Genomic DNA, 16476 nt, shown 5'->3' with positions numbered 1-16476 from the left:
AATAAAAAGGATGTGCGCTACTTGTTTAAGAAAGAGCTGTGAATAAATTCCGATCAATAACTGGCATTGAGACTAAAGTTCACGCGCGTGTCGTGCTTCTCGGTGCGCGGTCCTGTTTTCAACGGATAGCCAACATCGACTCGTCCGCTGACTTGTTCGCCGAGGCGGAAGCTGGTACCGATACCCACCGATGCCAGCGTGAAAAGGTCTTGCTGTTCGATCAGCGGATCGCGCAGCTTCAATCTGGACGCATCGCCAAATGCATAGACGCGCCAGTTTTCGACCCAGGGATTGAGGTAAGTCAAAGGTTTGCTGCGCAGCTCCAGCGAGCCGACCACACCATAGTCACCGGTGGTTTCTGCTGACAGATAGCCGCGTACCGAATTCATGCCGCCTGCAGCGATCTGCTCACCGGATACCAGAGGTGAATCAGTCAGCTGACCAGCGAAGCGGAAGCCGATTTGCACTTCGTTCTCAAAGCTGTACGAACCATTCAGGTCAGCCTTGAGCACCATGAAGTTGGGCTTGGCTTCGTAACGTTTGTAGCGGAAGGCGGTTTCATCGCTGCCGTAACCGAACAGGCTGCGGGTACCCGCTACCATGGTCAGGCCGAGGCTGTACTGGCTGCGCTCGTTTTGCACAAAGCCCATATAGCCGAGCGTGATAGGTGCATATTTCAATGGCACTTTGTCGCCGGTACCGCCTAGTTGCAGCGCTTCTTCATTGTTTTTGAAGTCCACGCCGACGCTCATGGTGTGCCACCAGTTGCCGGTATTCGGCACGGTGTAAGTCGCCTTGAAGCCGACTGCATAACCTTTGCCGAGCACGGTGGTGCCGCCGACGGTGGAGACCGTGCTGTCTGATTTATAGCCGGAGGCATCCAGCGTCCAGTTGCTATCACGCAGCGGTGCGGTATAGGAACCCGACCAGACTTTGGTCTGGTTCAAATCTTCCGGCGTACCGAAGAAGCTCAGCGAGGCGCTATGTCCGAGCTGCCACAGGTTGTCGTGACCGATAGACGCAGTCGCACGCAACTCTTTGGTATCAGCGCTGTAATCATTGTTCAGGCCAGCGCTGGCGCGCCATGGGCTGCTGTCATCCACTTTTAGGTCGACGTCCATGGTGCCGGGCAAGGCGCCCTGCTTGACCAAAGGCATGACCTGACGCTTGGCGCTGCGGTTCAATGTGGTCAGCTGGGCTTGTGCCAGATTGAAGTCAGGCACTTTGCCTTCCTGCAGCGCAGGCACCTGTTCACGTACTTCCAGCGGCGAGTTGTATTGCGCACCGACGACACGCACACGACCGACCTTGGTTTCATTGACTTGCAGGTAGACCACACCACCCGTCACCTGTTGCTCCGGCAAATCGACATAGACCGACTGGTAGCCGCGGGCGTTATAGGCGGACAGCAAGGCATCACGCGCGTTTTCGACATCCTTCATCGTGCGCTTCGGGCCGAGGTAAGGCGTCACTGCCAGCTCGATCGTGCGTGCATCCAGCACGCTGTTACCACGGACGATGTATTCGTTGATATCTACCCTGGGTGTGTTATCAGCTTCAGTTACCGCTGCATCTGTCGCATTCTCCGACTGCGCCATGACTGCGCCATGCAAACCCAGCGCCAGCACAGCCAGGCAAATCGCCTTCAGTCGGAGCGGCTGTTCATTCCGGTTTTTCTTCACGTCACACATGTGTTGAACTCAATCCCTAAAATCAAACTTGTCTTTACTTCCCTGCGTAGCTAGCCATCGCATGCTGTGCAGGGTCGTCATGTCTGTGTACTGATGCCTAGACGGTTGACGCTTGCAACAACTGTCGTTTGTCATCAAATGTTCATAATTCTTTTTCGTGACAAAGCAAATGCATGCCGCTCCTCCCTCATCTGCAGTCATCGTGCTGTCATATAAGAAGCCCAAATAAAAAGGGCTTCCTTGCGGAAGCCCTTGAGCTGACGTGCTTGTTACTATTTCTTCAGACCGCGACGCTCGTTCTGTGTCAACGGCTGCATCTCTGCCTCGCTCAGCTCACCTGCGCCCAGCACCTGCACCACGCCTTGCGGGTTGTATGCAGCGCCCTGCGCTTTTGCTTTGCTGCCTTCGTCATGACTGTCTTCATTGCCGAAGCCAAGTACGCGCACCGTGAAGATCGACGGCAGGTTCTGACGCGCTGCGTTACGATCACGCTGCACCACATCCTGCGCCGCTGCCGCCGCTGAACTGGCCGCCGCGCTGGCATTGGTCAGTGCGCCGACGTTGACAGCTGCGATCATCGGGATGCCTTTGGCGTCACCTGCGACTTTGATATTGGCCGCATTCACCACCTGCAAGGCAAAGATGTTGACGTTGCCCGAGACCCGGATACCGGCTTCACCGGCATCGATAGTGCCCAGCGGTGCCAGCAAGTCCATGTCACCGGCCGGTACTTCCGGGATCGGTGCCAGCGTCGCAATACCTGCGCCGGTGCTCGGCACATTCGACGCCAGCTTGACGTTACCCCACTGGTCGTATTCACGTTTAGGCGGGGTATACACCAGCGTCGTCTTCGAGCCACGACCCGCATTGATGTCGCCACGATCCGACCAGGCCAGGATGTCGCCACCGAAGGTCGTCATGATGCGACTCTGGCCCAGCAAGATGCTGTCGCGTGCATACAGCTGAATATCGCCGCTGCCTTGTGTGATCACGCCGGAAGTCGATGGCGGGGCTTCGCCTTCAATACCGAACACTTGCTGCCCACCCGGCGTCAGCATCTGGATGTTGCCGCCGAAGTTGGTATGCACAAAGCCGCTGCGTGGCGAGCTTACCGTGGTGCCATTGCCTGGATCGGTAAATGAGTAAGTACCGCGATACATGATGATGTCGCCGTCATACACAATCGCCTTGCCATCTGCATCCAGCGTCGGGATCAGGCCTGCTATCGCATTGCGGCTGCGCAGGAAGCTGCCGTAGCGCGAACTGTTGACGTCGTTGTATTCACGACCGCCTTCACGCAATTCCGCGAAGTACACATTACGTGCGAACACGCGTTGCTGCGGTTCTGGCAAGGCCAGGTAATAAGCGCGTGCCGCTGCTGCATCACCAGTGAAGCCATACAGCTCCGACAACCACTGGATCAATTCCGCGTCATAGACCTTGGCGACCTTGCCGCCCTGGCCTGCCAGCGGGATGCCGCTTTGCGCCAGGTTGGCCGCGTCCAGATAAGGCTGGATGAATCCGAGGTAATCCAGGCCTTTGCCCACTCCAGCCTGCAACACCACATTCGCGCCAGGACGTGTATCACCCGGCACTATCGCACCTATGCTGGTGACCGCGCCCTTGTCTTCCATCAGGATGTTGCGACCGGCGGTAATTTCCAGCGTACCCGGGCCTGCCACATTGAAGCTGCTATATAGAATGTCGCGACCAGCCGAGACCACCGACACATCGCTGGCATTGTGATGCACGAACAAATTGCCATAGGTGGTGTAAGTCCGGTTCCCCGCTTGTGGTGGTCCCTGATAGCTGCCGCTGCTGACGATGTCACGTCCGGCGAACATCCATACCGGCTGCGCGCCTTCATACCAGGTCTGGCCATAACGCCAAGCTGGCAAAGCGCGATGATCGCGGTCGGTGTATGTCAGCAGGCGACCACTATCGACACCGATCAGATCGCCCGTCATCGCATAGAAGCGCGCCGGTTCACTTGTACCTTCGAGGCGAGTCGCAGCGCTGTTGGCACCAAATGCAAACAAGGGGAAGTAACCGCCAACCACCGGATTCGCCATCACCGAGGTATTGGTCGCGACCGGCAGGTCGGGCCAGGTACCGGCGATCCAGCCAGCGTAAGCCGGGTTTTGCGGTGTCGCCAGTGCGGATGCTGCAGCACCGGATTGACTGATGGCAAAGCCGCCCGCGTAGATGGATTCTGCCGCCAGGAATTGCAATTGCCCGTTAAGTGACGGTGCCAGCAAAATCGGTTCGTAGTAACCCAGATCGGAGAATCGCGTCTTCGAACCCTTGCCATAGAACAGATTGCCGCTGGCTGCGACTGCCCGCGTGATAGCCGGGTAAATGATCGCGTCATCGCTGATAGTGCCGCCAGCAGTAGCACCCTGTGTGTAAGGCGTCAGATTGCCACCGGCAGAGAACATATCGAGCGAAGTGCGATCAGTCCACAAGGTGAACCAGCTCAGGCCGCGACCGTCCACACCTGCGCTATTCTTGAACGGCGAGAAGTTACGTATCGTGATACGGCCCGGATCGATCACTTCCTGTATCACCTGATCGCCCCGGGTATTAATACTGATAGTCGCATCACCTGGCACCAGTGCCAGGCCACCGAGCGCTTCGGCACGTGTCGCATGGAAGGAGTCGAAAGCGCGGCTTTCCTTGGGTACGTGCTCGGTCGCATTGAAACCGTAGATCAGTCCCAGCGTACCCACTTGCGCACTGGTCAAGTCGATATGTCCACGCAAGTTGACCAGCGCGCCATTCAGGGTCCCGCTCAATACCTCGCTGGCAGGATTCAGCTGGCCACCGACCTTCACATTCAGGTCGCCACCACCAGTCAATTGCATGCTGCCATCTGCAGCCACACGTCCGGTGCTGCCGACTGCCAGCACGATGCCCTGGCTACGCGGATTAATAGTCGAGTCAAACGCCGGTGCCGAGTATTTGGTCAACGCACCGGCGCTGCCCGCCACCTGTACATCGACATTGCCGCCACCCAGGGCACCGAAACCGGTAAAGCCCACCATCTGATCGGCACTACCAGCCGTACTGGTATAAGTGCCGAAGTTGATCCACCATGCAGTTGGCTGTGCCTGGGTGCCGGTAGCGACATTGCCGCTACCCTGACGCCATAACCAATTGCCGGTATCAGCCGTGTTATAGCCACCATCCTTGGGATTCGGGCGCGTAACAGTCGCAGCCGCCGCCGTCAGCTGTGAACCGGTCAGGTCACCACCTGCCTTGATAAACAGATTGCCGCCCTGGTCCGGATACCAGGCACGGTAAATACTGCTGCTCCCGCCGTCGACCAGATGTTCGCGCGCGCCGTCCGGGTCATTTAGGACCGTACCGATAGCGGCGCGGCCACGCGGCTGGTTATAAGGATCGTTGGCATACGTCGCCGCCGATGAAGTACCTGCGGTGTAGACACCAAACAGGGAATCCATACGGATATTGCCCGCACTCAGCAGTTCCAGGTCACCGGTACCGGTGCGTATGACGCTGAAGCGCGTGCTGCCAGCGATATTTTCGTATTCGGCTTTGGACGTGGAAATACACCAGTAAGGAAGATCCGCACACATTTCCGCGATGGTGTTGTACCCGACCTCATTTTGTACAAACTCGATCGTCATCAGCTGCCCGGCCAGCGCAGGTGTGCCCAACTCATCTGCAGCCTCTTGTGACCACTTGTACGATTCTTTTTTCAGGCACATGCTAGGGTCGTCCGAGCACATCTGCGCGAAACTGGTATATACGCCGCCGGTAGCGATCGTGACAGATTCATCTGTCATCTCTTCACCAACAACCGGCAAGGGCCCCAAATCTGCACCGATCAGTATGTCTATCGCCGCCTGGGTCCAGACGAAGACATCTTTGGACGGCAAAGCCTTGCCGAACATACCGTAATGACTATCGGCCAGACGCAAACTGCCATTTGCAAGACGGCTGCTGACGACACGGCTATCCGCCGCTTCTGTATCTGCACCCGCAACCAGGCGCAATGACCATGATTGCGAACCTTCAGGCAGCATCTGCGCAACCGCCCACAGCTTGTTCGATTTGCCTGCAATCTCCGGACGCAGTTGAATCGAAGTGACACCTGCCAACAACTTCACATCGGTACCGGAAGGAATCAGAGAGCCGACCGCCAATGCCTTATCGCCATTCAGTATCAAGGTGGCGCGTTCACCCAGCACACCAGGCAAAGCAAGTCCCTTCGGCCACACCACCGCAGCGAATTTCGTGTCGCTGGCCAATACACTGCCAGCGTCCATTTTGTAACCCGCCTGCAGCGTAAGCGCCTGGCTCAACATGGTGCCCGCTGCAAACAAGACATTGCCCGCAGCATCACGTACCGCCGCTGCCAGCACCGTACCAGCTGGCAAGGTCAGGCTTTGGCTCAAGGTCGCGTCGACCGGCAGGCGACCTGTGTAGGTAAAGCCCTTGATCGGCAAATCGTAGTTGAGCGTGGTGCCACCCGGGAAAGCAGTGCCGTCGGCCAGCGTCACGCCAAGGCTAGGCACGACCAGATCACCACCAGTGAAATCACGGCCTGGCAACAAGACCCAGCCTTTGTCGTCCTGCGTTTCCGGCGGTGGTGCGAAGCCATCGTTAATGCTGCCGAAGATATCGAGGTTGCCTTCGGCACGTATGGTCAGCGTGCCGACTTCACCGGAACCATACACACCAACTTGCGGCTTGTGGTTCAGGCTTTCGTAACGGTATTTGGACAGATCAAGGTCACCCTGCACGATCATGTCGCCACCCGGATTGGTGACGGCATTGCTGACGATCTCGACGCCCGGGCGCAGATGCAAGGCATCCGCATACGTTGCGTTGTTCAGTCCGGCCAGTTTGGTATTGGTCAGATTGGTGTTGAGCAGAGCCTTTTCCATAAAGGTCGTGCTGTCGTCATGCAAGTCATCCAGATAGTCCTGGTTGATGACCTGATACGTACGACCATTTGCCGCCAGGTCGAGTACCGGCTTGCCATCCTGGCCCAGTACTTCATTACCGTTCGCATCTTTTACTGTCGCCAGTTGCGCATTGTCATAACGCTGCATGCCGTTGACGGCTATCGATTTGGCGCCGCGTATATTCAGGCTGCCGCTGGCATCGATGGCAATGTCACCGTGTACTGCCGCATCCGCGTCATCATGCGCGCCGTTGCTACCGATACGCGGTGCATTCAAGGTCAGCGTGCCGCGTGTTGTGCCGTCATGCTGGCCTTTGCCATTGCCGACTGGTGCATTGGTGCCGTGACGTAAATCGATTTGCGCACCGCTGGCCAACGTCAGCGTGCCGTTGCCGGAACTGAGTTCGACGTTGGCACGGTTCGGACTGTCTATGATCTTGCCGTAGCTATCGACGCGCAGCACAGTGCTGTGTGCATCCAGTACCGCGTTGCTGCCTATCGTCAAACCGTTCTTGCCCGCCAGACGTATATTGCCGACGCGTTCGCCGCTGGCATCAATAGTGCCGACTACAGTCAGGCTGCCATTGTCGACCGAGACATTGATGACGCCAGCTTTCAGTTCATTGCCTATCGTCAGGTCGCCCTGTTTCAGCTGGAAGTTGCGGCTGCCGAATACACCGCCTGCAGTCAGGCGCGTATTGAGAGCGGCGAACTGACTGTCCAGCGTACCGCTGCTGCCCAGTGTTTGCGCACGTACTTCTATGCTGCCCGCCACGTATGGCACCAGGGTGCCGCCCGCGTCGTAGTAACCACTGCTGCTGCCCAGGACGCGACCTTGCAGATTGACCATACCGGCGGCATCGGCCAATGCTACTGCGGTCAGGCTGCCTGCCTTGTTATAAGCCGCCGACAGATCGATGGTCGAACCGGCGGCCTGCACGATATCGCCATTGCGACTCTCGAGGATGACGTCGCCACCCCAGCTGTATTTATCGAGATCATGGAAAACAATCTTGCGTCCAGCCAGATCAATATGCGCGGCATCGGTCAGGATCAGATCTTCGTCGGCGATCAGTTTCAGTTTGCCGCTAGGCAGCACAACCTTGCTCGCCACGCTGACATTGTTGCCGTGCAGGCTCAATTCGGCACCGAGTGCGTCGTTGGCGACTTTGCTGTCTACTGCTGTCGTGGTCGTCGGCGCGACTACATTGATGTTAGCGCCAGCGGTGATGTTGTTGACCGAACCGGCAGCACCTGTTAACAGCGGTGTCGAGATATTCAGATTGCCACCGCTGTACTGGAAGCCCTTGCCGCTTTCGTATGCACCTTGTGCCTGGTACACCGACAAGCTGCCTTTATGATTGGCAGTGACGCGCTCGCTCGCGCTCAGGTTGACGTTGGCAAATCCCAGCGCCAGACGATCATAGGATTTGATGGTGCCCGGTTGTGTGAACGGCGCGAAACCGAATTCCATACGCTCGGTGATCAGGTTCAATGTGCCGCTGCCGGTACCTGCGCCATTTGCAATCACGTTGCCCGCTGCAGTTTCCGCGCCACCCCAGATCAGGTTGGCTGTACGTATCGTCGCCACCGCATTGTCATCGCCTTGACCGTAGATGGCAGGCGTCGTCAATACCAGTCGGTCCAGCGTCGATTTGCCGGTGCTGTCATAAGTATCCAGCGTCACGTCGCCGTAGAAGTTGACACTATTCGCTGCATTCAGCACCAAGGTCTCCAGCGCAGGTGCGCCAGTGCTGGTATCACCACGCAATAGTCTATCCAGCACGCTCTGGTTCAGGGCCAGACCGGAAGAACGTATGCCGTTGGCTTGTGCATCGGCCAATACCTGCTCGCTGCCGATATTGATGGCACCGACCGCCAGCGTCAGGTTGCGGGTACCGTAACGCACTGCGTCATCGAGGAAAAAGCTGCCTTGGGTGGACGCCAGTACCGTACCTTCCGAATACAGCGTGGTCGACCCTGTGCATGTACCGGTGTCACAAGCGCCGATGGTGATGGCGCCGCGTGTGGCTGTGCTCGCGCCTTGCGTCACATTCAACAAACCATTCGACGCAGCCAGCATATGGCCACTCATCTTGTAGACGAAGCCATCGTTCGAGTCATACGCAACCTTGCCACGTCCCAGCGTATTGATGCTCGCGCCCTGCTCCACATTGATGAGGCCATTGCCGAGGGCTGCATTGCTTGGATCAGTCGCCGTCAGGAATACTTCGGGTGCCGCCAGCTGGGCACCGGAACGCAGATGCACTTCCCGCGCCATATTCCTGAAATCCACGTAGTTACCGCTTTGGCCATACTCCACCGACGTAATGCCACCTATCACCATGCGGCTTGCGCCTATGTTGTTGAGGCTATCGTCGCGCAAAGTGATGCCGTCGAATCCGGTCGTGGCTTGCGCACCAGCAGCCACAATTTCTATCTTCTTGAGTTCATCCGAACCGCTGCCCATAATCACGGATACGGTGCCGCCATAACCACCTTCAGCCGCGTTGAAACGTCCGTCACCTTTAAAACTGAAGGCGTCAGCACCGGCGCCCGCCCTGAAATCCAGCTGCAGGGTTTTCGCATCCAGCGGCAGGATAGGACGCGGAATACCGCGCCGCGCTGCATCGGCCAGTGCAAATGCGGTATAGCTGGTTTCGTTGTACTGCGAATAGCTGCGCAATACGCTGCCCGGTGTGATGATTAACTGGCTGGCGAGATTGTCACGTATATCGGTACCGGCAATCGACAAGGCGCCGGACACTGCCCATGAACCATTGCGCATTGCCTGCGTCGCATTGAAGCCGCCCATCCCGGCTGCACCATTGATCTCGACGCGGAACGCACCTGGCAACAAGGCGTAAGTGGATGGCATCAATGTGTAGGTCCCAGCTGGCAAACCTGGCACGCCAGCGCCTATCGTCACCTGACGACCGATGACGGGATCAACTGCACCTTGTGCATTCGTCGGCGCATAGCCTTGCGCACCCGGCACAATCGCATAGATAGGATTCGTCGCCAGACCCGGCAAGCTGAAGCCGCCGTTGACGCCGATTTGAACCAGTGGGTTGTAACGCGCATCGGTGGAACCACCACGACCCGAGATGAAACCGGCACCGGTCAGATCACCGCCACCGGACAGATCCAGAGTCGCGCCTTCATGCACCGCCACCTGTGTGCCTGCCAGTTTTACACCAACCTTTAGCGTGCCACCACTATTGGCACCACCGACACCGGTGAAAGTCACGGCCTTGCCATCGTAAGTCCAGCTCTGTCCGTCTACCGTGCCGCCGTAAGGCATGATCATGCCGGCACCGCTGACCGAGGTCAGACTGTTAGCGAGCAAATTGACGTTTAATGTGATGTCGTTGTCGTAGCCTGCGACACCAAGCGCGATATAACCGAGAGGTGCACGCACGATACCGCCCTGCTCGACATGCGCCGCCAGCAATTGCAAAGTGCCAAACGCGGAGTAAGGCATGGCGGGCAGGTAATCGGTAGTGCGGCCTATGGTCAGGCTATAGCGCGGATCATAACCAAGCACATTACCGACTATCGCACGGTAACCGGCTTTGACTGACGCACCGCCACCGGTTTCCGGATAGAGCTGCGCCGCCTTCAGCACGATATCGCCGGGACTGGTCAGGCTGGTCGTCGGATTATTACCATCCCAGCCATCGCTGATGGTCAGGAAACGCAAATCGCCGCGACTGGTCAACTCGACCCGCTCAGCGTTCAGCGCGACCGCACCACGTATGTCGATCAAGTCCGCTGCTGCGCTGAACTCTGCGCCTATGCCACGCGCCGCTGCATTCGCGCTACGTGGATTGACATACTGATCGCGGAAAGCCACTTTGTTGCTGGCCAGGTGGATATACGAAGATTCCAGTCTGACTTTGGAAGTAGTCGGCGCACCATCGGCCAATGCATAGCCACCATACAAGCGCAGACTCTGATCGGTCTTCAGCGTAACGTCACCGGCCCAGGTCAACGCACCTGACACCAGCACCGACAGATTATCGAAGCCGCCCGCTTCCACCTGATCCACTGCCAGGCCGCCATAACCGTAGGTCAATATGCTGCCAGCCTGTACTGCATCCTGCACGCCCTGCAATGCGCTCGCACCCTTGTGCTGCGAGATCACCAGCTCGCGCGGATTCAGGACATTGCTGGCTGCAGTTTTCAGGTAATACGGTGCTTCCAGTGCCACGCTCAGCGTACCGCCTGCGGCACCCGCACCACCCGCCTCGGCCTTCATCATGCCGTCGAGGTACAAGCCCATATTCGAAGTCAGCGAGATACTGCCACCGCCGCTGGCGACATTGGTCGCACCGAGTCCTGCAATATCCAGTGTCGCCTGTGTGCCGGATGCATCGAGTACTGCACCATCGCGCACCACGACAAACAGATTCGGTGCCGTCGCATTACCAATCGTGTGATTGATCTCACCACCGATCACGATGCTGCCGCCATTACGCACTTGCCCATAACGATTGCCGCGTGCGTCTACACCTGTCACCGCACGTGCAGCGACGTCGAGTATCGCCTGCTCACCGACCCAGATCGAACGGGTATGGCCTGCCGCCTCCACTGCTTCTGCTGCCAGCCCGGGATTGATACCTGCCAGCGTAATCTTGCCGCCCCATGCATTCAGACGCCCATCGACCGTCAGTTGGCCAACGCTGGCTACCGTGATCGACTGACCCGGATCAACATTGACGACTGCGCCTTTACCGATGACGGCTTGTGCGATCGCCATGTCGGCTGCACTCGATAATGTTGAGCCCGCCTGCAGTTTGATGCTCGCGCCCTTGCGCTGGGTGAGCGTGCCTTTGGCGATATCGTCCTGATACACCGGTGGCGTCCACAGTTCCAGCGCATCCTTGATGCTGCTGCCGGTGACACTACCGATCGCATTCTGCGCATAGCGATACACCGGCATGGCCACATCCACCTGCGTACCTTCAGCAACGGTGACGCCCTTGTTGCCGATCAGGTTGTAGTTGCTGAAGCCTTTGTTGAAGAAACCGCCATCAAGAACCAATGTATCGGGTGCAGCAGTGTTACTGCCGTCTGTGATGAGGATTTGATTGGTTTGCAGCGTGAGCGTGCCGCCACCTGCGACGCCATAGCCTTCCAATGTGCCGTTCAATGCGAGCACGCCATTGCTGCCGCCAAATGCATTCGCTTCCAGCGTGACGTTGCCGCCCTTACCGTCCTGTGTTTTACCTTTACTGAACAAGGCTGCACCAGAGGAGACATCGATGCTGCTGCCGGTGTTGAGCGTCGCATTCTGACTGCTGCGTATGCTGACCGAACCACCGTTGACGTAAGGCAGGCTGGCGGTATTGTTCGGGTCCAGCTGCTGGTTATTCCAGAGGCCGCTGGCATCCAGCTTGACGCCTTGCGCCACCGTAACCTGACCGTTCAGGTTACCCGGGCTGACGACGCCACCGACCACGCCATTGGTCGTGATTTGATCCAGTACATTACCGAGCTGTATCGTGCCGCTATGTGCGGTGAGGTTGGCATAGACGTTGACGTTGTTGCTGTAGAGCGTGATGTTGCCAGCCGAATTGACCTTGAGGTCGCCGTTGACGTCGATCTTGTCGGTAGCAGCGATTTTGATGCTGCCCAGTGCAAAGCTGTTGAGTTGTTCGGTATTGAAGACGAGTGTGTTGACGCGATCGGCTGGCAGTACGGTGCTGAGGTCGAGACCGTCTGCGATGGCATTCTCGGTATCGCTGAAGACTACATTTTTAATGCCGCCCGCATCGACGCGGCGTGACAGCAGGCCGGTGGTTTTGTCATAGAAGTTGCTGACGCTGCCGACGATGAGTTGCGCATGTTGCGCTGCTGCATTCTGCGACTGGTAGTAGCCATCCAGATTCGCTTGCGGTGCTCTGGTCTGACGCTCACCCTGGAATACATCACTGCTGATTTTGCCTTCCAGTACTGCGTTGGCCGTGCCTATGACCAGCGTACCGGCATCGCGTCCTACTGTGTACCCGTTTTCCAGGCGCGTGCGTGGCGCGATGAGTGGGTTGTAATAGTACTTGGTCGCCTTGTCGCCCCAGCGCTCACTGGTGTCTTCGTAGCCTTTGAAGACGCCGGTGTAGAGCATGTCACCAGGAGCGGTCGACGCATTGTAGAGTTTGCCGTCCGCGCCTTTTAAGAAGGTTTGCTTGATGAGGCCGGTCTGTACATCCAGCGTGCCGCCGGAGAGGTTGATGTTGGAACCGGATTGCGTGACCACGCTGTTGCCAGTGAAGTTGACGATGCCGCCCTGCGCCATCCATTCACCGACGGTGTGACCGCTGGTGGCGAGGTAACCGGCCACTTCGAGCAAGCCGCCTGCGGTGTACCAGCGATCGGTTTTGTAGCCATTCGGATTTTTAACGGCGTCGTAGTCGGCCTTGACCAGGATGAGATCGCGCTTGTCTATCCAGATGTCGCTATTGTTGAGGCCTTTACCATCGCGGTTGACCGAGGCATCACGCTGCTCATTACCTTGTACGTTGATTTTGAGGTTGTTGCTATCCATGCCCAGCTGGACACCGACGGCACCAGAGACATCGATTTGTGCGCCATCGCGCATCAGGGCGCGGGATTTGGCATCAACCATGACCTGGCCACCGGTGGCCAGGGTCAGCGAATCACCTTCAAAGTCGACCGTGCCGCCACTGATTTCTATGCGTGACAAATCACGCCTGTCATTGGCAGGAACGATGTTGCCACTGATGTCGGTGACCGGTGCGGCCAGGCCATTCTTTTGACTATCAAGTGCGGTCAAGGCGCTCGCATCCAGCACGATGGCGGTGACGCTATCTTTACCGAACGTAATGCTGGCGGTGGCGTCGTTCGGATTACCTTGTAGATGGATGGTGCCGCGCGTATCAACCGAAGTGCTGCTGACGAGGACGCCACGTTGTTCGATCTGATGACCGGTCATGGTAATGTCGCCGGTCGACGCGGTGACGGTGCCGGTATTAACAACCTTGCCGTTGCTGCTGCCTGCATTCAGTCCTGTCGTGACTTCGTTGCCGCGGGTAGTTGATGTCTGGTTGCCTGCGGTACCTACACCTTTTTTGATGACGAAGGTGTCACCGGCGGCCAGTGTGGTCTGGCCATTGGCGGTGTTGATGGTACCGGCATTGCTGACCTGCCCACCGACCATGAGGACGTAACCACCACCCTGGGTGGCGCTGGTGGTCTGATGCGTTTCGATTAACGCGCCCTGTTCGACCACGACACCAAAAGCATTCGCCACACCGGCTACGCCAGTAGCGGCATTGACAGCATTGCCGAAGGTCGGGATGTCGTTGTTGCCCAGCTTCTCGCTGTATATGCCTTTGTTGAATTGGTCATTCGTCATACCGACCGCAGCTGCGACCAGGTTACGTGTGTTGACCTGGCTGCTGCCGGTGAAAACGATACCGTTGGCATTGACGATCATGACCGTACCCGGGGCTTTGATCTGGCCCTGGATGACGCTCGGTGCGGTTGTATTGTTGATGCGGTTGAGGACTGACCAGTCGGCTTGCTGATCGAATTGCAGGATGGTGTTTTTACCGATGTTGAAGGTTTCCCAATTCAGGATGGCCTTGTCAGCGGTTTGCTTGATGTCGACGATAGTCTTGCCATTCGACGTGCTTTGCGTCGGGCCATTCGCATTGATCCAGCTGTTGACCAGGCTGCCTGCGTCCAGACCGCCGACACCCAGGCCATCCGGCACCGTGCCGTTGGCGATCAGGCGTGCAGCGGATTGCTGTGCTTGTTGTAGTGCGATTGCACGTGCAGCCGAATTCAGGTTCGCGAGTGAACGCTGCAACTGCGCATTGGCTTGCTGTTGCTGCAGTACCGGGGAACTGGCTGGCATGGCGGGCATGCCGTTCGGCAGTTTGCCGGTGACAACCGCAGCCGCTTGTACTGCACCCTTCTGCGCATACCATGCGGCACTGAACGCCTGCTGCGCATGCGCATCGCCCAGGATGCTACCCGTTGCCACCATCAGCGCAATGGCGTGGGCCAGGGGCTTGAGACGTGCCTGCCGCGATTGCGCAGGAATCATATGGGATGACGCGGGAATAGCGGAGATTGGTTTATTGAGCGTGGCCGTCGTATTGCGCTGCATGGAGGGATTCCTTTGTATATCGTTGCCTGTCCGGTGCCACGATTTATCCCTGGTGATACAAGAACATTTCGCGGCTTACGGAGGCTATGACCGCAAAGGAAGCGCACGACTGCAGCAAGTCATCAAAATGTCACAAACGGTTTTTTGCATCTGTAAGCAAACGAGTTATCAAGCCGTCGCTTTGCGCAATAGCACGATCCCGCCTGGCAACTGCGTGACGTCAGCACCATAGGCATCACGTATCAGCGCAATCACATCATCCAGCCGGTCTATCGAAAAACTGGCCTGTACTTTGCTGCGACCCAGCTCTTCGCTACGCAAAATCAATTTGCCCGGACGATAGCGATTCACCTCAGTGACGACTTCCGACAAGGCGACCTGGTTAAATACCAGCATGCGTTTGCGCCATGCCGTCACGCTACTGGTATTCGCAGCCTGTGGCACACCAAAGTCACCGTCGCGGTATGTCAGCTGCTGACCAGCGTCCAGCGTGGCCCGATGTATCGCCTGGCCAACCTGCACCCGACCCTGCAGGCAGGTCACGCAGACCTTGTTGCCGGTGTAGCGGATATTGAATCTGGCCTGCAGGGCAGATACCACGCCACCGCCCGCCAGCACCGTCACCTTGCCCGGCATGTTGAAATCGGTTTGTATTTCCGCTTCACCGGACAATAATTCCATCCCGGTTTCACTATTTGTATTCACCTGTACATTGAGACGGGTCTGCGTATTCATCTGCACGAATACACTGTCATTCATCGCCAGCGTGCGCTGCTCGCCGGTCGCGGTCTGATAATCAGCCGCAAAACCTGCAGCCACCTCACCCAGCGATGGCCACAAATCCATAGGCGGACGGAAAGCCAGGTAAGCCACCGATGCAGCCACCGCGCCACCGAGGAAAGCCCGCCGTCCCTTGTGTGCACCAGCAACTGCGTCCTGCCGACGTGCTTCCGCATACTTGACCTGCATCGCGGCCGGGCGCATGGCTGACCATACATTGCGCGCTTCGCTGAAGGCGGTCGCATGCGCACGGTTCTGCGTACACCACAGGCGGAAGGCCTGGGCGTCGTCTTCGCTCACCGCACGCGAATCCAACCGCACCACCCACGCCTGTGCTTCGCGCTGGATGGCCATGTCGTCTGCTGTCATGGTTTTCTTATTCATATTGCTTAGACTGTTTTCCTGCGCCGGGACCGAAGCGCTGGATGAAATCTCGCCCCAGACGCTCACAACAATGTTCCAGACCGGCACGTAATTCTTTCTCCACCGTCCGCACCGAGACACCAAAGCGCACGGCGATCTCTCGATGTGGCATCTCATCCACGCGCGCGGCAATCACGATCAGACGGCGTCGCTTGGGTAACTCTGCCAGTGCGCGCTCCAGTGCCTCGATTTCATTCTTTGCTTCCAGCGTGCGTCCTGGATCGGCCAGTTCGTCCGCCAATTCATACAAACCTTCTATCTCCGGCACACTCAACATGCGCGCGTTGCTCTTGCGCTGGTCTTCTGCAATATTGAGCGCGATGCGGTACAGATAGGCAGATGGATATTTGATGGCGCTAGGCGGAGTCATGTTTTCCACGCGCAAATACGTTTCATGCAAAGCGTCATTGGCCAGGTCTTCCGACCCCAGGCGCATATGCAAATGCCGCCTGAACTGCGCATAGCGATTCAGGAACAGTGCGCGTAACGATGCTTTCAATGCTTCCGGCATC

4 protein-coding genes are annotated in these 16476 nt (G+C 57.6%); all 4 read right to left on the bottom strand.

Annotation, left to right across the window (positions count from 1 at the left end; genetic code table 11):
• Nucleotides 1-53 precede the first annotated feature (53 nt).
• Entirely contained in the window at nucleotides 54-1691 is a 1638-nt protein-coding gene (locus tag H7U06_RS12370) for a ShlB/FhaC/HecB family hemolysin secretion/activation protein (RefSeq protein ID WP_175626454.1), read from the bottom strand.
• Between the two features lie 272 nt (nucleotides 1692-1963).
• Nucleotides 1964-14761 (bottom strand): filamentous haemagglutinin family protein, encoded by a 12798-nt coding sequence (locus H7U06_RS12365; RefSeq protein ID WP_254873236.1) that lies wholly within the window; start codon nucleotides 14759-14761, stop codon nucleotides 1964-1966.
• A 168-nt stretch (nucleotides 14762-14929) separates the two neighbouring features.
• The gene (locus H7U06_RS12360) at nucleotides 14930-15925 is read right to left on the bottom strand and encodes a FecR domain-containing protein (protein WP_254873235.1); all 996 of its coding nucleotides are present in this window, start codon (nucleotides 15923-15925) and stop codon (nucleotides 14930-14932) included.
• Nucleotides 15918-16475 carry an RNA polymerase sigma factor gene (locus H7U06_RS12355; RefSeq protein ID WP_175626453.1) on the bottom strand — a complete coding sequence of 186 codons (558 nt, stop codon included), beginning with the start codon at nucleotides 16473-16475 and terminating at the stop codon, nucleotides 15918-15920. The genes H7U06_RS12360 and H7U06_RS12355 overlap by 8 nt, the downstream gene beginning before the upstream one ends.
• Nucleotide 16476: the final 1 nt, after the last annotated feature.

The organism is Herminiimonas sp. Marseille-P9896 (genome assembly GCF_903993245.1).
GTDB classification, from domain to species: Bacteria; Pseudomonadota; Gammaproteobacteria; order Burkholderiales; family Burkholderiaceae_D; genus Oxalicibacterium; species Oxalicibacterium contaminans.
The sequence above is the reverse complement of the archived record's forward strand: the minus strand, read 5'-3'. Positions and strand labels throughout refer to the sequence as shown.

Coding starts and splice junctions, on each gene's coding strand:
- H7U06_RS12370 (WP_175626454.1), bottom strand. CDS start 1,691: ATGTGTGACGTGAAGAAAAACCGGAATGAACAGCCGCTCCGACTGAAG.
- H7U06_RS12365 (WP_254873236.1), bottom strand. CDS start 14,761: ATGCAGCGCAATACGACGGCCACGCTCAATAAACCAATCTCCGCTATT.
- H7U06_RS12360 (WP_254873235.1), bottom strand. CDS start 15,925: ATGAATAAGAAAACCATGACAGCAGACGACATGGCCATCCAGCGCGAA.
- H7U06_RS12355 (WP_175626453.1), bottom strand. CDS start 16,475: ATGCCGGAAGCATTGAAAGCATCGTTACGCGCACTGTTCCTGAATCGC.